The organism is Nocardioides sp. SYSU D00038, assembly GCF_016924665.1.
Taxonomy (GTDB): Bacteria; Actinomycetota; Actinomycetes; order Propionibacteriales; family Nocardioidaceae; genus Nocardioides.
The window spans coordinates 73,999-99,444 of the sequence record NZ_JAFFJT010000030.1; the positions used below are offsets into that span (position 1 = coordinate 73,999).

Below are 25,446 nucleotides of genomic sequence, written 5' to 3' on the forward strand. Positions count from 1 at the left end.
AGTCGGTGCAGGTCAGGCGGGAGCCGACGGCTCAGAGGTCGTCCTCGCCCAGGATCGACCGGAGCCGCTTGGGTGCGGGCGGCTGCTCCTCGACCGGGGACTCCCCCGGGCCGGCGAGCGCCTCGAGCTGCTGGGTGAAGTAGCTCTTGAGCCGCGAGCGGTACTCGCGCTCGAACGAGCGCAGCGTCTCGACCTCGGAGTTGAGCTTGTTGCGCTCGCGCTCCAGCTCGCCGAAGAGGGTCTGGCGACGCTCGGCGGTCTCGGTGTCGAGCATCTGCGCCCGGGTGCGGGCCTCGGACTCCATCTTGTCGGCGTTGGCCTTCGACTCGGCCTCGAGCCGCTCCGCCTTGGTCCGTGCCTCGCCGATGATCCGGTCGGCCTCGTTCTTGGCCTCCTCGACGACCTCGTCGGCGTTGCGCGTGGCGATCTCGAGCAGCCGGGCGGCGGCGTTGGAGGCCTCGGGCACCGTCTCGACGCGGATCGTCTCGATCGCGCCGGTGTTGGCGGCGGCCACGGGGACGGGGACCGGGTCGGGCTCGCGGACGGGCACCGGGGCCGGCGCCTCGACGACGGGCACGGGGGCGGGCGCCTCGAAGCTGCTGGTGGAACCCGACGTCTGCGCCGCCTGGAGCTTGAGCCGGAGGTCCTCGTTCTCCCTCGTGAGGCGGGCCAGCTCGGCCTCGACCTCGTCGAGGAACTGGTCGACCTCGCCCATGTCGTAGCCCTCGCGAAGACGGACCGGAGTAAATCTCTTGTTACTCACGTCTTCAGGCGTCAGTGGCATGTTCCCACCCATCGTTTGTCTCACGCCCCGAGGTTCGGCGCGTCATGTGCGTACGTGGTGTTCCAGTGAACTGTAGCGCCTGCACTGGGACTGGTGTGACTCGGCGGGTGCCGCCGGACCGGGCCCGGGTCGGCGCTCCGGACCTGCGGTACCCACTCAGATGAAGCTGCTCACGATGTTGAGCAGGATGTAGGCCGCGACCATCACCAGGATGAAGGACAGGTCGATCGCGACCGCGCCCAGGCGCAGGGGCGGGATCACCCGGCGCAGCGCCTTGATCGGCGGGTCGGTGATCGAGTACACGACCTCGAGCAGCACCAGCAGGACGCCGGACGGCGACCAGGAGCGCGCGAAGACCTGCACCCAGTCGACGACGAAGCGCACCCACAGCAGCCCGATGAACACCCAGAGGCAGATCCAGACGACGGAGGCGACTGCAGACACGGGACGATCATGCCTGCCCCCACCACGAACCGCGGCACCGACCCGCCCGGCGGCTCGCCCGGGAAGGTGTGGGAGCGGGGCCGAGCGCGGTGGTCGGCGCCGGGCGGGGCCGGGTCAGCTCTGGTTGAAGAAGCCGTCGCCGGCGATCCGCGCCTTGTCCTCGGCGGTGACCGAGACGTTGGGCGGGGAGAGCAGGAACACCTTGCTGGTGACCCGCTCGATCGAGCCCCGGGTCGCGAAGATCAGGCCGGCGGCGAAGTCGACGAGCCGCTTGGCGTCGTTGTCGTCCATGTCGGTGAGGTTCATGATCACCGGGGTGCCGTCGCGGTAGTTCTCGCCGACGGTGCGCGCCTCGTTGTAGGTGCGCGGGTGGAGCGTGGTGATCCGGGAGAGCTCGGCCACCACCGAGGCCGGAGCGGCCGGCACCGGGCGGCGGCGCTCGGCGAGGTCGGCGACCTGGGCGTGGCCCTCGCGGGCCTCGCGCGGGGCCCGGGCCGACCGCGGCGCGGCGGCCACCGGGTGGGTCTCCTCGGTGTAGTCGTCGTAGTCGTCGTCGTAGCGACCGGTGTCCTCGAGCAGGCCGAGGTACTCGCCGATCTTGCGCATCGCGCCCGCCATGGTCGTCTGCCTTCCGGAGCTTCCTGACTACCTGTCTTCGGACCCTAACCGACCGGGGGCCTCGATCCGAGGACCGCCGAGCCGACGCGCACGTGTGTCGCGCCGGCGGCGATCGCCTGCTCGAGGTCGCCGCTCATCCCGGCCGAGAGCCGGGTCGCCTCCGGGTGCTCGGCGAGCAGGCCGGCGCGAACGTCGGCCAGCCGCTCGAAGGCCGCCGCGGGCTCCTCGCCCAGCGGCGCCACCGCCATCAGCCCGGCGAGCCGCAGCCCGTCGGTGGCGGCCACCAGCCCGGCCAGCTCGAGGACGCCGGCCGGCTCGACGCCGGAGCGGTGCCCCGCGCCGGGCGGGTCGAGGCTGACCTGCACCAGCACCTCCAGGGTGCGCCCGGCCTGCTCGGCGCCGGACGCGAGCGGCCGCACCAGCTTGGCCCGGTCGACGGACTCGACCACCTGCACCGTGCGGGCGACCGCGGCGGCCTTGTTGCTCTGCAGCCCGCCGATGAAGTGCCAGGTGAGCGACAGGTCAGCGCACTCCGCAACCTTGCGCTCGGTCTCCTGGAAGCGGTTCTCCCCCACGTCGGTCACGCCGAGGTCGGCGAGCAGCCGCACGTCGGAGGCCGGGAAGAACTTGGTCACGACGGTGAGCGAGACCTCCTCGGCACCGCGCCCGGCGGCGGCGCAGGCGGCGGCGATCCGGTCGCGGACCGCCGCGAGGTTGGTGCCCAGCTCGTCGGCGCGGCTCATGGCACCATCCTGACCAGCCCGGCGATCCGGCCGGCGCCCGCCCCGTCGCGCCGGTGGGAGTAGAGGTCGTCGCCCTCCACGGTGCACCTCGCGACGTCGACCACCTCGACCCCCTCGAGCTCGAGCTGGGCGCGCACCCCGGCGCCGAGGTCGAGAGCGGGCGTGCCCCACGAGGTGGTGGCGAACGTGGCCGGCACCCGGGCGGCGACCTCGGCGCGCATCTCCGCCGGCACCTCGTAGCAGCCGCCGCAGACGTGGGGGCCGACCCACGCGGTGACGTCGGTGGCGCCCAGCCGGCGCATCCGGTCGAGGGTCTCGTGGACGACGCCGAGCACGACGCCGCCGCGGCCGGCGTGCGCGGCCGCCACCACCCCGCGACCGGGGTCGGCGAGCAGCACGGGCACGCAGTCGGCCGCGCGTACCAGCAGCACCGGTCCGGACCGGTCGGTCACCAGGGCGTCGGCGTCGGGGCGCGGCGCCGGCGGACCGTCGTCGACGACGGCGACGGTGCGGCCGTGCACCTGGTGGGCGTCGCGCACCTCGGCCCCGGGCGCGAAGTCGGCCAGCACGCGCCGCAGGTTCTCGGCGGTCGCCGCGGGGTCGTCGCCGCCCTCGGCGGCCAGGTTCAGCGAGTCGTACGGCGCGCCGCTGACCCCGCCGTGCCGGTCGGTGAAGGCCAGCTCGACGGGGCCGAGGGAGGTGCGGAAGGCGTACACGCGCCTACTTCAGGAAGTCGGGCACGTCCAGGTCGTCGTCGTCGAAGCTCACCGGGCGGGTGGCGGTCCGCGGCGCGGTGCCGACCGCGACCCGCTCGCGCTCGGGGGTGGCGGGCTGCTCGCCCGGCTCCGCCGACTGCCCGGCGCCCTGCTCCGACGCGGGCGCCGCGGCGCGATCGTCCGCGCGGCCGCCCGGCTCGGCGTCGGCGCGCCGTGGGGCGGGACGGGCGGCCGGCGTCCCCTTGCGGAGCACCGAGCCCTCCTCGCGACGCTTGGGCATGCCGCCGTCGAAGCCGGCCGCGATCACGGTGACCCGCACCTCGTCGCCGAGGGCGTCGTCGATGGTCGCGCCGAAGATGATGTTGGCCTCGGGGTGCACGGCGTCGGCGACGAGCGCCGCGGCCTCGTTGATCTCGAACAGGCCGAGGTCGGAGCCGCCTGCGATGGAGAGCAGCACGCCGTGGGCGCCGTCGATCGAGGCCTCCAGCAGCGGGCTCGACACGGCCATCTCGGCGGCCGCGACCGAGCGGTCCTCACCGCGGGCCGAGCCGATGCCCATCAGCGCGGAGCCGGCGTTGGCCATCACCGACTTCACGTCGGCGAAGTCGAGGTTGATCAGGCCGGGGGTGGTGATCAGGTCGGTGATGCCGGAGACACCCTGGAGCAGCACCTGGTCGGCCTGCTTGAACGCGTCGAGCACCGAGACATTGCGGTCGCTGATCGAGAGCAGCCGGTCGTTGGGGATCACGATGAGGGTGTCGACCTCCTCCCGCAGCGCGGCGATGCCCTCCTCGGCGGAGTTGGCGCGCCGGCGGCCCTCGAAGGCGAACGGCCGGGTCACGACGCCGATGGTCAGCGCGCCCAGCGAGCGGGCGATCCGGGCGACGACCGGGGCACCGCCGGTGCCCGTGCCACCGCCCTCGCCGGCGGTGACGAACACCATGTCGGCGCCCTTCATCACCTCTTCGATCTCGTCGGCGTGGTCCTCGGCCGCGCGGCCGCCGACGTCGGGGTTGGCGCCGGCGCCGAGGCCCCGGGTGAGCTCGCGGCCGATGTCGAGCTTGACGTCGGCGTCGCTCATGAGCAGGGCCTGGGCGTCGGTGTTGATCGCGATGAACTCAACGCCCTTGAGTCCCACCTCGATCATTCGGTTGACGGCGTTGACCCCGCCGCCACCGATGCCCACGACCTTGATGATGGCCAGGTAGTTCTGTGCTGCCGCCACGGCGCTCTCCCTGATCGTGTGTGGTGGTTGTTGGTGTGCTTGTGCTGCTCTGCCGGTGTGCTGGTGCTGCTCTGCTGCTGTGGCGGGGCGCGGCCCCGGCCCGAAGCTGTGGTTCGACCCCGGCGGGTCGGAAAACCCTGACCCTCAGGTAGAGGGTTATAGTTATGTCAACCTCGCCGTGTCCAGAACAGTAGGCACCGCGACGCCCCCGATCGCGCAGACACGCCCAAGCGACCGGACGTCGCGACGACTCAGCGCGTGGTCGGCCGGGAGGGCACGCTGACGTCGTAGGTCCGGGCGTCGACCTGCTCGAGCAGTGTGGCCAGCACCTCGGCCTTCTGCTCGGAGTCCTCGGCGGTCCCCCACACCACGGTCCGGCCGTCGCGCAGCACCAGCGAGATCCGGGCAGCCGACTCGATCCGCACGTGGTCGACCCGCGCGGCCAGGTCGTCGGGCAGCGCGGCGACGACCAGCGCGGCCTCGCGCAGCGCGTCGGCGCTGGTGCCGACGTCGGTCTGCACCCGCGGCAAGCCCGCGGGGGCCTTGGCGTAGTCGCGGAAGACCACGCCGTCGACGTCCATCCCCCGCAGCCGGCCGCCGATCTCGACGACCGCGATCGCGACCCGCTCCTCGACGCTGATCCGCACCTCGTCGGGCCAGTGCCGGGTCACGTCGGCCGACCGGACGGCGGCCAGCGACTGCACGCGGCGCTCCACCGACGCGAGGTCGACGCGGGCCAGCGGCTCGCCCTCGTCGACCCCGGCCAGGCCGCGCACCCGGTCGGCGCCCACGCTGTCGGCACCGGTCACCCGCACCCGCTCCACGTCGAGCCACGAGGAGAACCAGACGGCGTAGACGCCGACGCCGGCCAGCACCGCGAGCAGCACCAAGAGCAGCAGCGGGCGGAAGGTCAGCCAGCGCCGCCGCCAGCGCCGCCGGGCGAACCGGCGCCGGCTGCGCAGGGTGCGCTGGTCGACGACCGGCAGGCCACCGGTCGTCTCGGGGGCGGGGTCGCGGCTACGCCGGGCCATCACGCCGCTCGAGGAGGGCGAGGACCTGCGGACCGACGGTGGTGATGCTGCCGGCGCCCAGGGTGAGCACGACGTCGCCCGGACCTGCCAGCCCCGCCAGCAGCCCGGGTACGGCGGCCAGGTCGGGCTCGAGGTGCACGGCGTCCTCCGGCAGCGGCACCGCGTCGGCCACCAGCGCACCGGTCACCTCGGGATCGGCGTCCTCGCGGGCGAGGTAGACCTCGCAGACGACCACCTCGTCGGCGGCGCCGAGCTCGCGGCCCATGGCCGGCCCGAAGATCCGGGTGCGCGAGACCAGGTGGGGCTGGAAGGCGACGACCACCCGCCCCTCCCCCGCCAGCTCGCGGGCGGACTGGAGGTCGCCCGCGATCTCGGTGGGGTGGTGGGCGTAGGAGTCGTAGACGCGCACGCCCGCGGCGTCGCCCTTGAGCTCCATCCGTCGCCGGGTGCCGGTGTAGGAGGACAGCCCCTCGCGCAGCGCCGCGTCGTCGTGCCCCAGCTCGCGACCCACGGCGAGCGCGGCGAGAGCGTCGGCGCGGTAGTGGTCGCCCGGCGCCCACAGCCGCACCCCCTCGAGCGCCTCGGGCCCGAGGTCGGCGACGCCCGCCCGCGTCGAGACCGTCACCACCCGGCGTCCGGCGACCCGTTGCCGCTCGGCGAGCCGCCGGGCGCCGGCGTCGTCGACGCAGCAGACCAGGAAGCCCGCGGGGTCGACCCGGTCGGCGAACCGGTCGAACGCCTCGGCGTAGGCCTCCTCGGTGTGCCAGTTGTCGAGGTGGTCGGCCTCGACGTTGGTGACGATCGCGGCGAACGGGTCGTAGACGAGGAAGGCGCCGTCGCTCTCGTCGGCCTCGGCCACGAACAGGTCGCCGGAGCCGTCGGCGGCGTTCACCCCGGTCGCGGCCAGGTCGCCCCCGATCGCGTACGACGGGTCGGCGCCGGCCGCCTGGAGGGCCACCGTCAGCAGCGAGGTGGTGGTGGTCTTGCCGTGCGTGCCGGCCACCGCGACCACCCGGCGCCCGGCCATCACCGAGACCAGTGCCGCCGAGCGCGGCAGGATCCGCAGCCCTCGGCGCCGGGCCTCGACGAGCTCGGGGTTGTCCTCGCGCACCGCGGTGGACACCACCACCGTGTCGGCGTCGCCGAGCTGGTCGGCGGCGTGGCCCACGTGCACGCGGGCACCGAGGTCGCGCAGCGCGTCGAGCGCGGGCGAGTCGACGCCGTCGCTGCCGCTGACGGTGGTGCCGCGGGCGAGCATGATCCGGGCGATGCCGGACAGCCCGGCGCCGCCGATGCCGACGAGGTGGACGTGGCCGAGCCGGTCGACGGGCAGCAGCTCCTCGGGGACCGGGACCCTCACCGGCGGCCTCGCCGGGTCGAGCCGCCGCCGGCCGCCTCGACCACGATCCGGGCGAGCGCGACGTCGGCGTCGCGCGGGATCAGCCCGGCCGCGGCGGCACCCATCGCGGCCAGGCGGGCGGGGTCGGTGGCGAGCTCCGGCAGCGTCGAGGAGACCCACTCGGGCGTGAACGCCTCGTCGGCCACCAGCAGCGCACCACCGGCGTCGACCACCGGGCGGGCGTTGTGCTCCTGCTCCCCGTTGCCGATGGGCAGCGGGACGAAGACCGCCGGCAGCCCGACGGCGGCGGCCTCGGTGACGCTCGAGGCGCCGGCCCGGCAGACCATCAGGTCGGCCGCGGCGAGCGCGAGGTCCATCCGGTCGACGTAGTGGACGACGACGTACGGCGCCGCGCTCGGCGCCGGGGCGGCCTCGCCCTTCGGCCCCACGACGTGGAGCACCTGCACCCCCGCCTCGCCGAGCGCGCCGGCGGCGGCCGAGACGCTCTGGTTGAGCCGGCGGGCGCCCTGAGAGCCGCCGGTGACCACCAGGGTGGGGCGGTCGGGGTCGAGCCCGAAGGAGGCGCGGGCCTCGGCGCGCAGCGCGGCACGGTCGAGCCCGCTGATCATGGTGCGGATCGGGAGGCCGACGTACTCCGCCCGCGGCAGCGGGGTGTCGGGGAAGCTGACCGCGACCCGGTCGGCCACCCGGGCGCCGGCCTTGTTGGCCAGGCCGGGCAGCGCGTTCTGCTCGTGGACGACGAGCGGCAGCCCGCGCCGGCGGGCGGCGAGGTAGACCGGCATCGACACGTAGCCGCCGTAGCCGACGACCACGTCGGGGCGCACCCGGTCGAGCACCTCGTGGGTGGCCGCGACCGCGGCCCGGAGCCGGCCCGGCACCCGCAGCAGGTCGCCGCCCGGGCGGCGCGGGAGCGGCACCGGCGGGATCAGCTCGAGCGGGTACCCGGCGGCCGGCACCACGGTGTTCTCCAGGCCCCGCGGCGTGCCGAGGCAGGTGATCTCGACGGCCGGGTCGAGCCGGCGCAGGGCGTCGGCCGTGGCGAGCAGGGGCGAGGTGTGCCCGGCGGTGCCACCGCCGGCGAGGAGGATGCGCATCGCCTCGAAGCCTAGGGCGTGCCCGGACCGCTGCGACCCGAGGCCGCGAGGCCGACCGAGCGGTTGCGCCGGCGCAGCGCCAGGGCCCGGGCTGCCTCCGGCTCGCGGCGGGCGAAGCCGACCAGCAGGCCGAGCGCGACCAGCGACGGCAGCAGCGAGGAGCCGCCGTAGGAGACCAGCGGCAGCGGGATGCCGATGACCGGCAGCAGCGCCAGCACCATGCCGACGTTGATGATCATCTGGCCGAGCAGCCAGACCACGATGCCGAACGACGCGTAGCGCACGAAGGGGTCGCGGGTGGCGGCACCCACCCGCAGTGCGGCGTAGGCGATGGTCAGGAAGAGGACGACGACGAGCAGCGTGCCGGCCATGCCGAGCTCCTCGCCGAGCACGGCGAAGATGAAGTCGGTGTGGGCCTCGGGGAGCTTGCCCCACTTCTGCTGGCTGGCACCGATCCCCTCGCCGAACCAGCCTCCGCTGGAGAGCGCGTAGAGGCCGTGGGCGGGCTGCCAGCCGGTGTCCATGTAGTCGCGGAACGGGTCGAGGAAGCCCGTGATCCGGCCCAGGCGCTCGGAGTTGGTGCCGACCATCACGGCCAGCCCCACGCTCACCATCAGCAGCACCAGGCCGAAGAACCGGCGGGGCGCCCCCACGACCCACAGCGAGCCGAGCATGAGGGCGAAGAAGACCAGCGCGGTGCCGAGGTCGCGACCGACGACGACCAGCGCGGTCGCGAGCAGCATGCCGGGCACCACCGGCACGATCATCTGGTGGAGGCTGTCGAGCCGGCGCTCCTTGTTGGCGTAGATGTGGGCGACCCACAGCACCATCGCGAGCTTGGCGACCTCTGACGGCTGGATCACCGCCGGGCCGACGCCGAGCCAGTTCTGGTTGCCGTTGCGCTCGACGCCGAACAGCGCGGTCAGTCCGAGCAGCACCAGCGAGACCGAGAACGCCGGGTAGGTCAGCCGGCGCACCCAGCGCAGCGGGACCCGGCTGGCCAGCCAGGCGCACGGCAGCCCGAGGATCACCCACATCAGCTGGCGCTGCACCACGGCGTAGGAGCTGCCGAGGCGCTCGTAGGAGTAGACGCTCGAGGCGCTCAGCACCATGATCACGCCGATGGTCAGCAGCAGCGCGGAGGCGCCGATCAGCAGGTAGTAGGCGGTGAGCGGCCGGTCGAGTGCGTCGCGCAGGGCCCGGAACCAGGTGGCACGCCGGGCGGCGAGCTCGGGGTTGGCCGTGGTCACCGCCCTGCCTCCCTCCGATCCGGGCTAGCCGGGACTGCCTGCGATCCGGTCACGCACGGCCGCGGCGAACACCTCGCCCCGGTCGGCGTAGGAGGTGAACAGGTCCATCGAAGCGCAACCCGGTGCGAGGAGCACGGTGTCCCCCGGCCGGGCCAGCTCGCCCGCGGCGGCCACCGCGCGTCGCATCGTGGCCGTCCCAACCGGAACAGGCTCACCATCCGTCACACCAGTCTCGCGCTCGTCGACCTCGATCACCGGCACATCCGGGGCGTGTCGCGCGAGCGCGCCGGCGATGACGTCGCGGTCGCGGCCGAGGAGCACCACCGCGCGCAGCCGGGTGTGCACGGTGCGGACCAGGTCGTCGAAGGTGGCCCCCTTGGCCAGCCCACCGGCCACCCACACCACCGGCTCGGCGGCCAACAGCGAGGCCTGGGCCGCGTGGGGGTTGGTGGCCTTGGAGTCGTCGACCCAGGTGATGCCGGCGTGCTCGGCCACCACCGAGATCCGGTGGCCGTCGGGCCGGAACGCGCGCAGGCCGTCGCGGACCGCCGCCTGGCTGACACCGTGGGCACGGGCCAGCGCCGCGGCGGCCAGGGCGTTGGCCACCACGTGGGGAGCGTCGGAGGCGAGGTCGGCGACCGTGCACAGCTCTGCGGCCGAGGTGTCGCGGGCCTCGATGAACGCCCGGTCGGCGAGGATGTCCTCGACCAGCCCGACCATCCCGACCGCGGGCATGCCGAGGGTGAACCCGATCGCCCGGGCACCCTCCTGCACGTCGGCATCACGGACCAGCTGCTCGGTGACGGGGTCGGCGACGTTGTAGACGCAGGCGCGCTCGACGTCGGAGTAGATGCGGCCCTTGTCGGCGGCGTACTCGGCCATCGAGCCGTACCAGTCGAGGTGGTCCTCGGCGACGTTGAGCACGACGGCGGCCTGGGCCCGCATCGAGTCGGTGTAGTGCAGCTGGAAGCTCGACAGCTCCACGGCCAGCACGTCGTAGGGCTCGGGGTCCATCACGGCCTCCACGATCGGGAGGCCGACGTTGCCGACCGCCACGCTGCGCAGGCCGGCCGCGCGCAGGATCGAGTCGAGCATCTGCACGGTGGTGGTCTTGCCGTTGGTGCCGGTGACCGCCAGCCAGGGGGTGTCGTGGTCGGGGTCGCGCAGCCGCCAGGCGAGCTCGACCTCGCCCCACACCGGGATGCCGCGGGCGCGGGCCTGGACGAGCAGCGGGGCGGTCGGGCGCCAGCCGGGCGAGGTGACGACCAGGTCGACGTCGTCGGGCAGCGTGGCGGTGGCGCCCTCGCCGAGGCGCACGGTGGCCCCGAGCACCTCCAGCAGCTCGGCCTTCTCGGCGCGCTGGTCGCCCTCGGCCGACTCGTCGAGCGCCGTGACGGCGGCCCCGAGGTGGTTGAGGTTGTCGGCGGCGGCGAAGCCGGAGACGCCGAAGCCGGCGACGACGGCTCGGACGCCGTCCCACCCGTCGTGGCGCCCGAGCGTGCCGGGGTCGCGGCTCACGTGCCGGCGACCCATTCGGCGTAGAACACCCCGAGCCCGGCGGCGACGCACAGACCGGTGATGATCCAGAACCGGATGACCACCGTCACCTGCTCCCAGCCGAGCATCTCGAAGTGGTGGTGGATCGGTGCCATCCGGAAGATGCGCCGGCCCCCGCTGATCCGGAAGAAGCCGACCTGGAGCACCACCGAGAGCGTCTCGACCACGAAGATGCCGCCCAGGATGATCAGCAGCAGCTCGGTGCGGGTGAGGATCGCCAGGCCGGCGAGGGCGCTGCCGAGGGCCAGCGAGCCGGTGTCGCCCATGAAGATCTGCGCCGGGGAGGCGTTCCACCACAGGAACCCGAAGCAGGCGCCGGTGATCGCCGCCGCCACGACGGCGAGGTCGAGCGGGTCGCGCACCTCGTAGCACTTCGGGCTGGGGGCGGCGCCGCAGAACTGGTTGAACTGCCAGATGTTCACCAGGGTGTAGGCGCCGAAGACCATCATGCTGGCGCCGGTGGCGAGGCCGTCGAGGCCGTCGGTGAGGTTCACGCCGTTGCTGGTGGCGGTGACGATCAGCCAGATCAGCAGGATCACGACGACCGTCGGCAGCGTCCAGCTCTCGAGGTCTCGCAGGAAGGAGATGTGGCGCGAGGCCGGCGTGTTCTCGCGCGAGTCCTCCAGCCGCGGCCACAGGGCGAGGGCGCCGAAGGTCAGCGCGATCACGGTCTGGCCGACCATCTTGGCCTTGCTGCGCAGGCCGAGGCTGCGCTGCTTGTAGATCTTGATGAAGTCGTCGAGGAAGCCGACCAGGCCCATGCCGACGAACAGGAAGAGCAGCAGGAGCGCGGAGGCGCTCGGCTCGCTCATCGTGATCAGCTTGGCCGCGAAGTAGCCGACCACCGTGGCGAGGATGATCACCACTCCGCCCATCGTGGGCGTGCCGCGCTTGGTGTGATGGGTGGTGGGCCCGTCGTCGCGGATCTCCTGGCCGTAGCCCCACCGGGTGAACTGCCGGATGGCGACGCGGGTGCCGAGCAGGGAGATGAGGAGCGCCAGGCCACCGCCCAGCAGGACCGCTCTCATCGCTCAGACCTCTCGACTCGCAGATCCGTGTCGGACCGGGCCCGTCGCGCCCGGTCCCGGCGGGCCCCCTCGGCCCCGCTGCATTCTTCCCCACGTCGACGCGCAGCCGACACCGCCCCGCCGGGCGGAGGGCGGCTTCCTGCGGTGCGGCGGTGCATGGGCCGCCGTTGGGGTGACACCGACGGCGGGCTGGTCACCGCTGCTTCGGGGTGGAGCGGGCGGCGGTGTGTCAGCCTCCGTTGTCGGGCCACCGACGGCGGCGTGCTCACCGCCGCTTCGCGTTCCCCCAGGCAGCGGTGCGCCAGCCCCCATTCCCACGCCACCAACCGCGGCCTGCTCACCGCCGCCCCGCGCCACCCCAGGCAGCGGTGCACCAGCCCCCATTCCCACGCCACCAACCGCGGCCTGCTCACCGCCGCCCCGCGCCACCCCCGGGCAGCGGTGAGCCACCCTCCGTCGTCACCCCACCGACGGGGGCTCACTCACCGCTCCCCCGGCGCCCTCCGCCCCCGAACGCTCGCGGAGCAGCGCCCGGGCCACCTCGCGGTCGTCGAAGGGGTGCACCACGCCGTCGACCTCCTGCCCGGTCTCGTGGCCCTTGCCCGCGACCAGCACGATGTCGCCTGGGCCGGCCCGGTCGAGGGCGGCCGCGATCGCCGCGCGCCGGTCGCCCACCTCGAGCACCTCACCCGGCCCCCGCACGCCGGCCCGCACCGACGCACGGATCGCCGCGGGCGACTCGGTGCGCGGGTTGTCGTCGGTGACGACGAGCAGGTCTGCGAGCCGGGCGGCGATCCCGCCCATGATCGGCCGCTTGCCGGGGTCGCGGTCGCCACCGGCGCCCAGCACCACGATCAGCCGGCCGCGGGCCAGCGGCCGCAGGGCGCGCAGCGCCGCCTCGACGGCGTCGGGCTTGTGGGCGTAGTCGACGACCACCTCGAAGTCCTGGCCCTCGTCGATCCGCTCGAGCCGGCCCGGCACGCCCGGGAGTCCCGCGATCCCGCGGGCGACCGCCGCCGGGTCGAGCCCGGCCTCCCCGCACGCCGCCACGGCGGCGAGCGCGTTGTCGACGTTGAACTCCCCCGCCAGCGGCACCCCCGCCGAGAGCCGCAGCCCGTCGGGTCCGGCCACGACGAACGCCGAGCCCTCGGGCTCGGCGACCCGCTCGACCGCGCACCAGTCGGCGGGCTCGCCCGCACCCGAGAACGTCACCACCGGCACGGCGCACTCCTCGGCCAGCCGGCGGCCGTGCTCGTCGTCGACGTTGACCAGGGCGCGCCGCGCGCGCTCGGGGGTGAACAGCGAGGCCTTGGCGCGGTAGTAGTCCTCGAGGTCGGTGTGGAAGTCGAGGTGGTCGCGGCCGAGGTTGAGGAAGACCGCGACGTCGAAGACCACGCCGTCGACCCGGCCCAGCACCAGCGCGTGGCTCGACACCTCCATCACGCACACCTCGACCCCGCGCTCGACCATCAGCGCGAACAGGCCGTGCAGGTCGGGCGCCTCCGGGGTGGTGAGCGCGGTCGGCACGTCGGTGCCGGCGATGCGGGTGCCGACCGTCCCGATCACGGCCGCGGTGGTGCCGGTGGCCTGCAGCCCGCCCTCGGCGAGCCGGCTGGTGGTCGTCTTGCCCTGGGTGCCGGTGATCCCGATCATCCGCAGCCGCTCGGCAGGGTTGCCGTAGACCCGGGCGCTGAGCCGGCCCAGCACCCGCCGCGGGTCGGGCACCACCAGCAGCGGAACGTCGTCGGGCACCCGGGTCGCTCCAGCCGGGTCGGTGAGCACGGCGACCGCGCCGGCCGCCAGCGCCGCCCCGGTGAAGTCGGCGCCGTGGGCGCGGGCGCCCGGCAGCGCGGCGTAGAGGTCGCCGGGCCGGACCCGCTCGGTGCTGAGCGAGATGCCGGTGACCTCGACGTCGCCACCCCGGCGCTCCGGAACGGCGCTGCTCCCGCCCAGCCCGTCGCCCGACCAGTCCGCGAGCCAGTCCGCGAGGTCGGCGAGCGCGGTGCGCGGGGGTCGCTCCGGCCGGGCCGCGGACGGTGTCGCGGGCGGGCCGGGCGGCACGGGCTGGTCTGGCGGGGTCACGGTCGGGACAGCATAGAGACCGCGGGGCCGCCCGGCGTCGGTCACCAGGTCGTCGGCAGCTGCGAGGGCCGGGTGCCGGTGGGCCGGACGCCGTAGCGCTCCAGGGTGTAGGCCATCAGCTTGCTGAAGACCGGACCCGCCACGCTGCCGCCGCCCCCACCGTTGCGTGGCGCCTGCACCGCGACGTAGATGGTGAACCGCGGGTCGTCGGCCGGGGCGAACCCGCCGAAGGAGACGGTGAAGGTGCCGTCGTAGCAGCCGCACGCCGAGCTGGCCCGCTGGGCGGTGCCGGTCTTGCCGGCCACCCGGTAGCCCGGCACGGCGGCGCCCGGCGCGACGCCGACCTCGGGGTCGATCACCCGCTCCATCATCCGCATGGTCTGGGTCGCGGCGTCCTCGCTGACCACCCGGCGGGTCCGGCTGGTGTCGGTGCCGACCACGGTGCCGTCGTCCATGGTGGCCGAACCCGAGACCAGGCTCGGCGAGACGTAGCGACCGCCGTTGGCGATCGTGTTGACCGCGGCGGTCATCTGCAGGGCGTTCACCGACAACGACTGCCCGAAGGCGATCCGGTCGGCGGTCTGGCTGGTCCACGCCGGCCCCGAGGGCAGCAGGCCGGGCGCCTCGGCGCCGATGCCGACGCCCGTGGGCGTGCCCAGACCGAACTTCGTCAGGTAGGAGCGCAGCTGGCCGGGGTCGAACCGGTCGGCGGCGAGCACGGTGCCGATGTTGGAGGACTTCGCCATCACGCCGGCGAGCGTCATCCGGAGCAGGCCGTGCTCGAAGTAGTCGTGGATGGTGCGGTCCTGCCGCTCGAGCTCGCCCGGCACTCGGAGGCGGGTGCGGGCGGTGACCTTGCCGGCGTCGACGAGGGCGCTCAGCGTCAGCACCTTCTCGACCGAGCCGGGCTCGTAGTGGTCGTTGAGCGAGCGGGCACCGCGGTCGCGGCGCGGGTAGTCCCCCGGCTTGTTGGCGTCGTACGTCGGGTAGTCGGCCAGCGCCAGCACCTCGCCGGTGCGCGTGTCCATGATCGCGGCCAGCCCGGACTCGCCCCCCGCCTCGAGCACCGCCTGGCGCACAACCCCCTGGGTGTACCACTGGAGCTCGCGGTCGATGGTGGTGCGCAGGTCCTTGCCATCGACCGCCTCGACGGTGGTGTTGTCGCCGAGCGGGATCCGGGTGCCGGCGTCGGCCTCGTAGCGGGCCGTGCCGTCCTTGCCCGAGAGGTAGGTGTCGAAGGTGCGCTCGAAGCCGCCCAGCGCCTCGTCGGTGCCGACGAAGCCGATCAGGTTGGCCGCGACGTCGTCGGCGGGGTAGGTCCGCACCGGGTCGCGCCGGGTGGAGAGGCCCTCGAGGCCGGCGGCCTCGGCCTCCGCCATCACGTCGGTGGCGAGGGTCGAGGGCACCCGGCGGGCGAGGTACTGGAACTTGCTGTCCTTCTTGCGCAGCCGCGACAGCGTCTCGAAGTAGTCGACGCCCAGCCGCTGGGCGAGGAACGTCGCGATCTCGGGCGCCTGGGCACCGGTCTCGGAGGGGTCGCCCACGACCATCAGACCCTCCACGGAGGCGGCCAGCGGTTCACCCCGGCGGTCGAGGATGTCGCCGCGCTCGGCCGGCAGCACGATCTCGACGGTGTTCTCGGCGGCTGCCATCGCGGCGTACTGGCCGGGGTCGACGCCTTGGAGCTGGAGCAGCCGGCCGCCGAAGACCGACAGCACGGCGGCGATGACGAGGAAGCCGACCCGCATCCGGAGCTGGGGCGACCCGCGCTCGCTGCCCCGCCGGGCACCGCGGCCGGGCGCGCCGCGTCCGCGGCTCCGCGTCGGCTGTGGTCGCACTGGGTCTCCGTCGTCGGGGGGCTGTGGCTGATGTGATTGATGTGCTTGCTGTGATCGGTGTGACTGTTGTTGTCAGTGAGGCATTTCTACCGTGTCCGGGCGCCGGATCCGGCCACGTCGCGGCCCGGGCGCGTCGTGCCGTGCCGACCCGGCGCGGCCTGGCCGCCCGCGACCACCACCCGGTCGGGCGGCGAGAGCGCAGGGGGCTTGCGCGGCGCGGGGCCCTCCAGCGGCGGCGTGCTGTCGGACGTCGCCGGCACGCAGCTGCCGCTGACCCGCCGCTCGGCGAGGTCGACGGTGCAGGACCCGCCGGGGATGACCAGGCCCTGCTCGACCGCCGCCAGCGCGATCCGCTGGGGGTTGCGCAGCTCCTGGAGGTCGTTGCGCAGCGTCTGCTCACGGGCGCCGAGGTTGTGGGCCTGCTCCTCGAGCTCCTTGGCCGCGAACGAGGCCTGCTGCATCTGGGTGTTGAACATCAGCAGGCCGACCACCCCGCCGAGGAGCACGGCGCTGACCAGGGTGACGAACGGCATCCGGGGGGCCCGGATCCGGCGCCGCGGCACCACGGTGAGGCGGGTGCGCTGGACGACCCGGGCGAACTCGGGTCCGAACGTCGGCACCCGGTCCCGCAGGACCCGTGCCGGACCACGGCTGGCGTTCATGCGACTCCTCCTGGACGGACCCGTTCGACGGCCCGCAGCCGCACCGACGCGGCTCGGGGGTTGTGCTCGACCTCGGTGGCGTCGGCCTTCTCGGCCCCGCGGGTGACCAGCCGCAGCGGCGGCTCGCTCCCGGCGGGCACGAACGGCAGGTCCGGCGGGACGGTGCTGGTGGTGACGGCGGCGAAGGCCCGCTTGACCAGGCGGTCCTCCAGCGAGTGGTAGGACTCCACCACCACCCGGCCCCCGACGGAGATCGCGTCGATGGCGGCCGGCAGCGCGCGGCGGAGCACGGCCAGCTCGTCGTTGACCTCCATCCGCAGCGCCTGGAAGGTCCGCTTGGCCGGGTGTCCCCCGGTGCGCCGGGCCGGCGCCGGGATCTCGGCGTAGAGCAGCTCCACCAGCGCGGCGGAGGTGGTGAACGGCCGGGTCTCGCGCTGCCGGACGACGGCGGCGGCGATCCTGCGCGCGAACTTCTCCTCGCCGTACTCCTGCAGCACCCGGGTGAGCGCCGCCACGTCGTAGGTGTTCAGCACGTCGGCGGCGCTGGGACCGCGGGTGGGGTCCATCCGCATGTCGAGCGGCGCGTCCTCGGCGTAGGCGAACCCGCGCTCGCGCACGTCGAGCTGCATGGAGGAGACGCCGAGGTCGAAGAGCACCCCGTCGACGGCGTCGAGGCCGAGGTCGGCGAGGACGTCGGGGATCTCGTCGTAGACCGCGTGCACGCCGGTGAACCGGTCGCCGTACGCCGCCAACCGCTCGCCGGCCCGGGCCAGGGCATCGGGGTCGCGGTCGATGCCGACCACCCGGGCCAGCCCGCAGCGCTCGAGGACGGCCTCGGTGTGCCCGCCGAGCCCGAGGGTCGCGTCGACGAGGACGGCGCCGTCGTGGTCGAGCGCGGGCGCCAGGAGGGCGACGACCCGGTCGAGCAGCACCGGGACGTGGCTGGGGGCGGGCATCGCGGCCTAGCCCTGCTGCCCGAGGCGGCTGATCAGCAGGAGGGCCAGGGCGAGGGCGCCCGACGACGCGAGCGAGAACGCCATCACGACGGCGGCGTCACGGGCCTGGTGGCGGACCCGGCGTCCGCTCTCGACACCCTCGGGTGCCACAGGTGTGCTGCTCATCGGTTCGACCCCGCTCGGGAAGTAGCGCTGGTGGTGCTGACCGGTGCCGCAGGGCGGGGTCTCAGGCCGCTCCCCGGGGGGAAGGTGCCACCTGGAACCGGGGAAGGTGTCCCAGCTGGCGAGGGGAGCGGGCCGAGACCTCGCCCTGCGGTACCGCTGTGCTGTTGTCGTGCTGCCGTGTCGTGCCGTGCTGTGGTGCTGTCGTGCCGTCCTGCTGGTCAGGTGGCCGGGGTGGGCGCCTCGTCGAGCGCGGCGAACTTCTCCGCAGCGCCCGCCTCGTACTCGGCCCACCGCTCGGGGTCCCAGATCTCGATCCGGTCGCTCACGCCGATGACGATCACGTCGCGCTCGAGCGAGGCGTACTCGCGGAGCATCGGCGAGATCGAGATCCGGCCCTGCTTGTCGGGGGCCCCCTGCTCGGCGGCCGCGAAGAGCATGCGGCTGTAGTCGCGTGCGTCCTTCGACGTCATCGGCACGGACTGGGCCCGGGTGGCGACCTCCATGAAGACGTCCTCGGGCCAGACGACCAGGCACTTCTCCTGCCCCTTGGTCACCACGAGCCCCTCCGCCAGTCGGTCCCTGAACTTCGCCGGGAGGAAGATCCGCCCCTTCTCGTCGAGCTTCGGGGTGTAGGTGCCCATGAAGAACATCGGGCGCCTCCACGGTCAGGGGAACTTCCTCCACTTCGCTCCACTTTACTCCATTCCGCTCCACCGTCAACCACATTCACCCCCTGCGCGCCCCCGTTCCTCCCCCAGACGGCGCTCGTCGGCGCCCGCTCGACGGTCGCCCGCTGCCCGGTGCCAGTGCGGTTGCCGACGCGGTGGGGCCGTGGTGGGGAGCGTGGTGGAGCGTCGAGGACGCGGTCCCCCGCCCCGGGGGCCGGCGGCGGCCGGGTCGCGGTGGAGCGGGGTGGAGCGCGGTGGGTCCGACTCGGTGGAGGAAGGTGGACGGGAGCGGCCCACCCGGAGCGACCCGACGCGGCGACTCGCAACCAAACCGTGACCCGTCGCGTCGCACCGGGCGCAGGAGGACGCGTAAGTTGCCTCCACCGCCTACGGTGGTGCTCATCCGGGCTCCGCCGAGGCGGCGTCGTCGACACCCCTGGCCGGGTGCCGTCGACGGGCAGGGCCGACCGTCCACCGGTGACCGACCGGCAGGGCGCACAGGGCACAGGAGGACGCGTGGACACGCCGACCGCAGCAACAGCCGACCTCGAGACGCTCGAACGAGTGGTGTCGCGGGTCAGGGACAACATCGAGAAGGTGATCGAGGGCAAGCGCGACGTCGTGTCCGCGACCCTCACGGTGCTGCTGGCCGAGGGGCACCTGCTCATCGAGGACGTCCCCGGCGTCGGCAAGACCATGCTCAGCAAGGCGCTGGCGCGCAGCATCGACTGCTCGGTGCGCCGCATCCAGTTCACCCCGGACCTGCTGCCGTCCGACGTGACGGGGGTGTCGGTCTTCGACCAGAACTCGCGCGAGTTCGAGTTCCGGCCCGGTGGCGTGTTCGCCAACATCGTCGTGGGCGACGAGATCAACCGCGCCTCCCCGAAGACCCAGTCGGCACTGCTGGAGTGCATGGAGGAGCGGCAGGTCACGGTCGACAACACGACCTACCAGCTCGACTCGCCGTTCATGGTCATCGCTACCCAGAACCCGATCGAGATGGAGGGCACCTACGCGCTCCCCGAGGCCCAGCGCGACCGGTTCATGGCCCGGGTCTCGGTGGGCTACCCCGTGCAGTCGGCCGAGATCGCCATGCTCGACTCCCACACCCGCACCAGCCCGCTCGACGACCTCGAGCCGGTCACCGACGCCGCCGAGATCGCCAAGCTCATCGGCATCGTCGGTCAGGTCTACGTCTCGCCCGCCGTGCAGCGCTACGCCGTCGCGCTCACCTCGGTGACCCGCGGCAGCGACGAGCTGACCCTGGGCGCCTCCCCGCGGGCCACCCTCCACCTGGTCCGGGCCGCCAAGGCACGGGCCGCGATCGCCGGGCGCGACTACGTGCTGCCCGACGACGTGCACGACCTGACCCGGCCGGTGCTCGCCCACCGGCTGCTGCCCAGCGTCGAGGCCTCGATGAGCGGCCGGTCGACCGCCGCCATCCTCGACGCGCTCGTCGCGACCGTCCCGGTGCCCAGCGGCACCGAGGGCTGACCCGGTCCGGGGACGGGGCCGCACCGTGCGCGAGGCGCTCTCCGGGCTCACCGTCCGCGGGCGGGCCTTTCTCGCCGCCGGGGCGACGGCGATCGTCTGCGCCATCCTGCTCGGCCAGCCGGCGCTGACCCGGGTCGGCGTGCTCGTCCTCGCCCTCCCCCTGCTCACCGCCGCCGTGCTCGGCCGGTCGCGCTACCGCCTCGCGCTGGTGCGCAGCGTCACCCCCCAGGTCGTCACCGCCGGCCAGGGCGCCCGGGTGACGCTCTCGCTGGTCAACGAGGGGCGCACCCCCAGCGGCGTGCTGCTGCTGGAGGACCAGGTGCCCTACGTGCTCGGCACCCGCCCCCGCTTCGTGCTCGAGGGGATCGGCTACGGCTGGCGCAAGGAGGTGTCGTACCAGGTGCGCTCCGACGTGCGGGGGCGCTTCGAGATCGGCCCGATGGCGGTGCGGGTCAACGACCCCTTCGGCCTGGTCGAGCTCGGCCGGGCCTTCCGCACCACCACTCCCCTGGTCGTCACCCCGCGCACGGTGCGGCTCTCCTCGATCCCGCTCGGCGGCGCCTGGACGGGCTCGGGCGACAACCGCCCGCGCGCGTTCGCGATCGGCTCGGCCGAGGACCTCACCGTCCGCGAGTACCGGCGCGGTGACGACCTGCGCCGGGTCCACTGGCGCAGCTCGGCGCGCACGGGTGAGCTGATGGTGCGGCGCGAGGAGCAGCCCTGGCAGTCGCGGGCCACGTTGTTCGTCGACAACCGGGCGCGGGTGCACCGCGGCCAGGGCATCGCGTCGTCGCTGGAGACCGCGGTCTCCGCGGCGGCGTCGATCGCGGTGCACCTGAGCCAGCGCGGCTTCTCGGTGCGGCTGGTCACCGCCGAGGGCGAGGACCCCAGCACCGCCTGGCACGCACGCGAGTCCGAGCTCAACACCGGTCCCCTGCTCGAGGCGCTCGCCGTCGTCGAGCCCCATCCCGGCCACGGGCTCGACACCGGTTGGCTCACCGAGCAGGGCCACGGCGGGCTCACCGTCGGGGTCTTCGGCAGCCTCGCCTCGCACGACCTGCCGGTCGTGCGCCGGATGCAGAGCCACACCGGGTCGGCGCTCGCCATCGCCCTCGACGTCGACGCCTGGGTGTCGTCGTCCGCGGAGGCCGGGGCCAACGCCCGGCTGCTCACCCGGCAGGCCTGGCGGGCGGTGCCGCTCGGGCCGCGCGACCGGCTGGAGGCGGTGTGGGAGGAGCTCGGCCGCGGGTCGGCCCAGGGCTCCCGGGCCCGCGGCGGGGCGAGCGCGATGGCCGCGACCGGCCCGACGGGAGGAGAGTCATGAGCCGGAGCAGGGTCTCGCTGCCCGGGCAGCTGTTGATGTCGGTGGTGGCGATGGCCACGGTCTGGGTGGCGCTGCTCAGCTGGCGCGGGTTCACCGTCGAGTCCGACCGCTACCTCGCGCCGGCGTTCCTGCTCGGCGTGCTCATCGCGGTCTCCGGCGCCCTGGGCCGGTGGGCCCGGCTGCCCGGGGTGGTGGTCTTCCTCGGCCAGGCGGTGCTGGGCGGGGCCGTCGTCTCGTGGCTGCTGACCGGCGCCCCGATCCCCTACGGCGCGCACTGGGCCCGGCTGCTCGACGTCTTCGGCGACGCCGTCGACAGCGCCAACCGCTACGGCTCCCCCATCCCCTCCACGGTGCCGTCGGTGCACCCGCTGCTGGTCGCCGGCGCCCTGGGCTGCCTGCTGCTGGTCGACCTGCTCGCCTGCACGCTGCGTCGGGTCCCGCTGGCCGGACTGCCGCTGCTCTCGATCTACACGGTGCCGGTCTCGCTGGGCGGCGACCTGCACTGGTGGGTCTTCGCGCTCACCGCCACCGGCTTCCTCGCCCTGCTGTTCCTCCACGAGAGCGAGCAGGTGGCCCGCTGGGGCCGGCCGCTCGGCGAGCAGGCCGGCGATCCCGAGGGACCGAACATCCGGGCCGGCTCGGTGCGGGTCAGCGCCGGCCGGATCGGCGGCGCCGCCACGGCACTGGCGATCACGCTGCCGATCTTCGTGCCCACGCTCTCGACCGACTCCTTCGGCTTCGGCAACGGCTCCGGTGGCGACGGCGACATCAGCATCCAGAACCCGATGGCCGACCTGCGACGCGACCTGCGCCGCGGCTTCGACATGCCGCTGCTGCGCGTCCAGACCGACGACCCCGACCCGACGTACCTGCGGATCGCGGTGCTCAACAGGTTCTCGGCCAACGAGTGGAGCAGCGGCGACCGCAAGGTCCCCGACGACAACGTCGCCGACGGCGACGTGCCCGGCCTCGACGGCATCACCACCGAGGTGGGCGCCACCTACGACTACGAGGTCGAGGCGCTCTCGGCGTTCCGCTCGACCTGGTTGCCGACCAAGCCCCACACCACCGAGGTGGTCGCGCCGGGCGACTGGCGCTACGACCCCGCGACCATGGACTTCATCGCCGCGCCCGACGACCTCGACACGGCGGGTCTCACCTGGTCGTTCCGCACCGCTGCCCTCGACCTCACCGGGCAGGACCTCGACAGCGCACCGAGCCCGGTCGGCGCGGTGGACCGGGAGTTCGTCCACGTGCCCGACGGCATCGACCCGATGGTCGGCGAGCTCGCCGAGCGGGTCACCGCCGAGTCGTCGTCGATGTTCGACAAGGCGGTGGCGCTGCAGGAGTGGTTCCGCGACACCGGCGGCTTCACCTACGACGACTCCGTCGACCTCGGCAACGGCGGCGACGCGCTGGTGGAGTTCCTCACCGAGGGCGAGGGCGGCCGCACCGGCTACTGCGAGCAGTTCGCCTCGGCGATGGCCGTGATGGCCCGTCAGCTGGGGATCCCGGCCCGGGTCGCCATCGGCTTCCTCGGCCCGCAACGGCTAGGCCGGCAGACCTACGAGTTCTCCGCGCACGACCTGCACGCCTGGCCCGAGCTGTACTTCCCCGGCTCGGGATGGGTCCGGTTCGAGCCCACGCCGCCCAACCGGGCCGGCCAGGTGCCGGGCTACACCAGCGGCGCCGCCGCGCCCGAGAACCCGCCTCCCACGTCGCGACCGTCGACCGGCGGTCCGCAGGCGGTGCCCTCGGCGGCGCCGACGGCGCGGCTGCCCGAGCGGGTCGAGACCGCGGGGGGTCCGGCCGACGGGAGCGACGGCTCGTCCGCGTGGCTGCCGGTGGTCGTCGTCGTCCTCGTCGGGCTGGTCCTGCTCGCCGGGCTGCTCGGCCCGCGGCTGGTCCGGCGCCGGCGCCGCGAGGTGCGGGTCGTGGCCGGGGTCGAGGCCGCCTGGCGCGAGCTGCGCGACACCGTGCTCGACCTCGGGGGCAGCTGGCCCGAGGCCCGGACCCCGCAGCAGACCCGCGAGGTGCTGGTCGACCAGCTCGGCATCCCCGACGACGAGTTCGCCCCCGAGCGGCCGCAGCGGGGTCGCGAGCTCGCGCCCGACGCGGTGCTCGCCCTCGACCGGATGGTGCACGCGCTGGAGCTGACGCGCTACGCGCCCGACCCCGCCGGGCTGCCACGGGGCTGGCGGGCCGAGGTAGAGACGATCGAGGCCGCGCTCGTCGGTGGCGCCCCGCGCCGGTCGCGCCGGCTGGCTCGGTGGTGGCCGCGGTCGGTGTTCGTCCGGCCGGCGCGCCGCGTCGAGGAGCCGGAGGAGACCCGCAGCACCGACGAGCTGGCGCCGGTCGGCTGACCGGCAGGCCGGGGGGTCGTCCAGCGGCGGTCGGCGGCGGTGAGCTGCGCCGTTCAGCGGCTCGGTTCGATGCCGCTCGGCGTCGTCGTCCAGCCGCGGCACGGTGCGACGTCGCGCAGGGGCGGGACGACGGTCCGTCAGCGCGACGGACCGGTGGAGCGGGCCGAGCGGAGTGCCGGGTGGAGGTGGCTCAGTAGCCGCCGCGCTCGTCGCGGCGACGGCGCCACCGCTCCTCCATCCGCTCCATGAAGGAGCCGGACGAGCGACGCGTGCGGCGGCTGCTACGACCGGAGCGGCCGCCGTCGATGACGCTGAAGCCGGTGGAGGGGTGGCGAGCCACCCGCGGGTCGCTGCCGGCCGCGGCGGCGGCCTGCTGGCCGCGCATGGCGGTGAGGCCGACGGTGGCCGAGCCGAGCATGACCACGAAGCCGATGATGCCGACCACGGGGACCCGGGTCACGGCGCCGGTCATCAGCAGCGCGATGCCGACGGCGAAGACGACGCCGGCCAGGATGGCGCGGCGTCGGGCGGAGCGTCGCAGCGAGGTGCCGCGCAGGGTGGAGGCGAACTTGGGATCCTCCTCGACGAGGGCGCGCTCCATCTGCTCGAGCAGTCGCAGCTCCTCTTCCGAGAGTGGCATCGGATCCTCCCGCTGAACGTCGCGACCGGCCTGGACACTGGCGGTCTGCGGTCAAGTGTAGGCAGCCGCCCCGCCGGAGACTAGGAGTGTCGCAGATTGGTCGTGGACAAAATCTCCGGCCACCGCACCGGTGCCCCGTCGGGCGTCGCGGCAATCGGTCCGGGCCGCTTGCGACGCCCGCGACGCCCGCGAGCCGGTCACGACAGCAGGCTGGCCGGCCGGACCGCCGCCGAACCGAACCGACGCGCGGCCCGGTCGACCGCGCGGTCGGCGTCGGCCCAGCCGTGCTCGCGCTCGCCGAGCACGCCCTGCCGCTGCACGCTGGCGCGGGGCAGCAGACCCTCGACCCGGACGCCGACCAGCCGGAGCCGGGCCCGCTGGAGGCCGAGGGCGTCGAAGAGCCCGACCGCGGCGCGGTAGACCTCCTGGGTGACGTCGGTCGCCTCGGGCAGGGTCCGGGACCGGGTGATGGTGGTGAAGTCGGCGAACCGCACCGTGATCGAGACGGTCCGGCCGGCCACCTCGGCCGAGCGCATCCGGTGGGTCACCTTGGCGGTGAGGGCCAGCAGCTCGCGCAGCACCGTCTCGCGGTCGTCGACGTCGCGGCCGAAGGTCTCCTGGGCACCCATCGACCGGTCGGGGTCGCCGCCGCCGAAGCCGAACGACGGCGCGGTCCGGGCCACCACCCGGCGACCGTCGTCGCCCCAGGCCAGCCCGTGCAGCTGGCGGCCGAGGCCGTCGCCGACCGCGCGCTGGAGGGTGCGCAGCGGGGTGTGGGCGACGTCGCCGACGGTGACCAGGCCGAGCCGGTGGAGCATCGCCCGGGTCTTCTCCCCCACGCCGTAGAGCTCGCCCACGTCGAGCGGGTGGAGGAAGGAGGTGATCTCGTCGGGGCCGACCACGACGACCCCGTCGGGCTTGGCCCGCCGGGAGGCGAGCTTGGCCACCGAGACCGAGCTCGCCACCCCGACCGAGCAGGTGATGCCCTGCTCGTCGTGGATGGCGGCGCGCAGCCCCTCGGCGATCTCGACCGGGCTGCCGAGCCGGCGCACCGAGCCGCGGACGTCGAGGAACGCCTCGTCGAGCGAGACCACCTCGACCAGCGGGGTGACCCGGCGGAAGGTCTCGGCGACCGCGGTCGAGACCGTCGAGAACAGGTCGTGGTCGGCCGGCACCGTCACCGCGTCGGGGCACATCCGCCGGGCCCGGGTGGACGGCATCCCGGAGCGGACCCCGAAGGCCCGCGCGGGGTAGTTGGCCGAGAGCACCACCCCGCGGTAGCCGCCGCCCACGATCACCGGCACGTCGCGCAGCTCGGGCCGGTCGCGGGTCGCCACCGAGGCGTAGAAGGCGTCCATGTCGACGTGGAGGACCGGCGTGACCACCGGAGCGCCAGCGGAGGTG

At 74.3% G+C, this 25,446-nt stretch carries 23 protein-coding genes; 3 read left to right on the forward strand and 20 right to left on the reverse strand.

All coding sequences use genetic code 11. The features are described from left to right. Positions 1-31: 31 nt before the first annotated feature. The 18 genes from JT721_RS21505 to mraZ all read right to left on the reverse strand — a co-directional run bounded on the left by JT721_RS21505 (position 32) and on the right by mraZ (position 18,203). Positions 32-796 carry a DivIVA domain-containing protein gene (locus JT721_RS21505; RefSeq protein WP_307828127.1) on the reverse strand — a complete coding sequence of 255 codons (765 nt, stop codon included), beginning with the start codon at positions 794-796 and terminating at the stop codon, positions 32-34. Between the two features lie 144 nt (positions 797-940). Beyond that, complete coding sequence (locus JT721_RS17885) at positions 941-1,228, reverse strand: YggT family protein (RefSeq protein ID WP_205474620.1); 288 nt, start codon at positions 1,226-1,228, stop codon at positions 941-943. A gap of 114 nt (positions 1,229-1,342) precedes the next feature. Then, a complete protein-coding gene (locus JT721_RS17890) occupies positions 1,343-1,846 on the reverse strand; it encodes a cell division protein SepF (RefSeq protein WP_205474621.1) in 504 nt (167 codons plus the stop codon). Between the two features lie 44 nt (positions 1,847-1,890). Continuing rightward, positions 1,891-2,589 (reverse strand): YggS family pyridoxal phosphate-dependent enzyme, encoded by a 699-nt coding sequence (locus JT721_RS17895; protein WP_205474622.1) that lies wholly within the window; start codon positions 2,587-2,589, stop codon positions 1,891-1,893. Further along, positions 2,586-3,305 carry a peptidoglycan editing factor PgeF gene (pgeF, locus tag JT721_RS17900; RefSeq protein ID WP_205474623.1) on the reverse strand — a complete coding sequence of 240 codons (720 nt, stop codon included), beginning with the start codon at positions 3,303-3,305 and terminating at the stop codon, positions 2,586-2,588. Before pgeF ends, JT721_RS17895 begins: the two co-directional genes overlap by 4 nt. A 4-nt stretch (positions 3,306-3,309) precedes the next feature. Further along, complete coding sequence (gene ftsZ / locus JT721_RS17905) at positions 3,310-4,530, reverse strand: cell division protein FtsZ (RefSeq protein ID WP_205474624.1); 1,221 nt, start codon at positions 4,528-4,530, stop codon at positions 3,310-3,312. Positions 4,531-4,781: 251 nt separating this feature from the next. Next, positions 4,782-5,561 (reverse strand): cell division protein FtsQ/DivIB, encoded by a 780-nt coding sequence (locus JT721_RS17910; protein ID WP_205474625.1) that lies wholly within the window; start codon positions 5,559-5,561, stop codon positions 4,782-4,784. Further along, positions 5,548-6,921: a UDP-N-acetylmuramate--L-alanine ligase gene (gene murC, locus JT721_RS17915; protein WP_205474626.1), complete on the reverse strand. Its 1,374-nt coding sequence runs from the start codon at positions 6,919-6,921 to the stop codon at positions 5,548-5,550. The genes JT721_RS17910 and murC overlap by 14 nt, the downstream gene beginning before the upstream one ends. Then, a complete protein-coding gene (gene murG, locus JT721_RS17920) occupies positions 6,918-8,015 on the reverse strand; it encodes an undecaprenyldiphospho-muramoylpentapeptide beta-N-acetylglucosaminyltransferase (protein WP_205474627.1) in 1,098 nt (365 codons plus the stop codon). The genes murC and murG overlap by 4 nt, the downstream gene beginning before the upstream one ends. An 11-nt stretch (positions 8,016-8,026) precedes the next feature. Further along, positions 8,027-9,265: a putative lipid II flippase FtsW gene (ftsW, locus tag JT721_RS17925; RefSeq protein ID WP_205474628.1), complete on the reverse strand. Its 1,239-nt coding sequence runs from the start codon at positions 9,263-9,265 to the stop codon at positions 8,027-8,029. A gap of 24 nt (positions 9,266-9,289) precedes the next feature. After that, the gene (gene murD / locus JT721_RS17930; protein ID WP_307828126.1) at positions 9,290-10,783 is read right to left on the reverse strand and encodes a UDP-N-acetylmuramoyl-L-alanine--D-glutamate ligase; all 1,494 of its coding nucleotides are present in this window, start codon (positions 10,781-10,783) and stop codon (positions 9,290-9,292) included. Next, on the reverse strand, positions 10,780-11,850 hold the full coding sequence (gene mraY, locus JT721_RS17935) for a phospho-N-acetylmuramoyl-pentapeptide-transferase (protein ID WP_205474630.1): 1,071 nt from the start codon (positions 11,848-11,850) through the stop codon (positions 10,780-10,782). The genes murD and mraY overlap by 4 nt, the downstream gene beginning before the upstream one ends. 459 nt (positions 11,851-12,309) lie before the next feature. Beyond that, on the reverse strand, positions 12,310-13,803 hold the full coding sequence (locus tag JT721_RS17940) for a UDP-N-acetylmuramoyl-L-alanyl-D-glutamate--2,6-diaminopimelate ligase (protein WP_240341028.1): 1,494 nt from the start codon (positions 13,801-13,803) through the stop codon (positions 12,310-12,312). A gap of 170 nt (positions 13,804-13,973) precedes the next feature. Beyond that, on the reverse strand, positions 13,974-15,680 hold the full coding sequence (locus tag JT721_RS17945) for a penicillin-binding protein 2 (protein WP_205474632.1): 1,707 nt from the start codon (positions 15,678-15,680) through the stop codon (positions 13,974-13,976). A gap of 176 nt (positions 15,681-15,856) precedes the next feature. Next, a complete protein-coding gene (locus tag JT721_RS17950; RefSeq protein WP_205474633.1) occupies positions 15,857-16,432 on the reverse strand; it encodes a hypothetical protein in 576 nt (191 codons plus the stop codon). After that, complete coding sequence (gene rsmH / locus JT721_RS17955; protein WP_205474634.1) at positions 16,429-17,388, reverse strand: 16S rRNA (cytosine(1402)-N(4))-methyltransferase RsmH; 960 nt, start codon at positions 17,386-17,388, stop codon at positions 16,429-16,431. The genes JT721_RS17950 and rsmH overlap by 4 nt, the downstream gene beginning before the upstream one ends. Positions 17,389-17,394: 6 nt before the next feature. Beyond that, positions 17,395-17,553 (reverse strand): hypothetical protein, encoded by a 159-nt coding sequence (locus JT721_RS17960; protein WP_205474635.1) that lies wholly within the window; start codon positions 17,551-17,553, stop codon positions 17,395-17,397. 218 nt (positions 17,554-17,771) lie between these two features. Continuing rightward, positions 17,772-18,203: a division/cell wall cluster transcriptional repressor MraZ gene (gene mraZ, locus JT721_RS17965; RefSeq protein ID WP_205474636.1), complete on the reverse strand. Its 432-nt coding sequence runs from the start codon at positions 18,201-18,203 to the stop codon at positions 17,772-17,774. Positions 18,204-18,737: 534 nt separating this feature from the next. On the opposite strand from mraZ, the gene JT721_RS17970 reads away from it, so the two are divergent. From JT721_RS17970 to JT721_RS17980, 3 genes are read left to right on the forward strand one after another with little or no spacing between them, the layout of a single operon-like run. Then, positions 18,738-19,715 carry a MoxR family ATPase gene (locus JT721_RS17970; RefSeq protein ID WP_205474637.1) on the forward strand — a complete coding sequence of 326 codons (978 nt, stop codon included), beginning with the start codon at positions 18,738-18,740 and terminating at the stop codon, positions 19,713-19,715. 25 nt (positions 19,716-19,740) lie between these two features. Beyond that, positions 19,741-21,039, forward strand: a complete 1,299-nt coding sequence (locus JT721_RS17975; RefSeq protein ID WP_205474638.1) for a DUF58 domain-containing protein — start codon at positions 19,741-19,743, stop codon at positions 21,037-21,039. Then, positions 21,036-23,402 carry a transglutaminaseTgpA domain-containing protein gene (locus JT721_RS17980; protein WP_205474639.1) on the forward strand — a complete coding sequence of 789 codons (2,367 nt, stop codon included), beginning with the start codon at positions 21,036-21,038 and terminating at the stop codon, positions 23,400-23,402. Before JT721_RS17975 ends, JT721_RS17980 begins: the two co-directional genes overlap by 4 nt. A 190-nt stretch (positions 23,403-23,592) precedes the next feature. Here JT721_RS17980 and JT721_RS17985 read toward each other — a convergent pair whose 3' ends face one another. Further along, positions 23,593-24,042 carry a DUF3040 domain-containing protein gene (locus JT721_RS17985; protein ID WP_205474640.1) on the reverse strand — a complete coding sequence of 150 codons (450 nt, stop codon included), beginning with the start codon at positions 24,040-24,042 and terminating at the stop codon, positions 23,593-23,595. Between the two features lie 197 nt (positions 24,043-24,239). Then, the coding region (gene dinB, locus JT721_RS17990) for a DNA polymerase IV (protein ID WP_205474641.1) at positions 24,240-25,446 on the reverse strand (1,207 nt) is incomplete at its 5' end.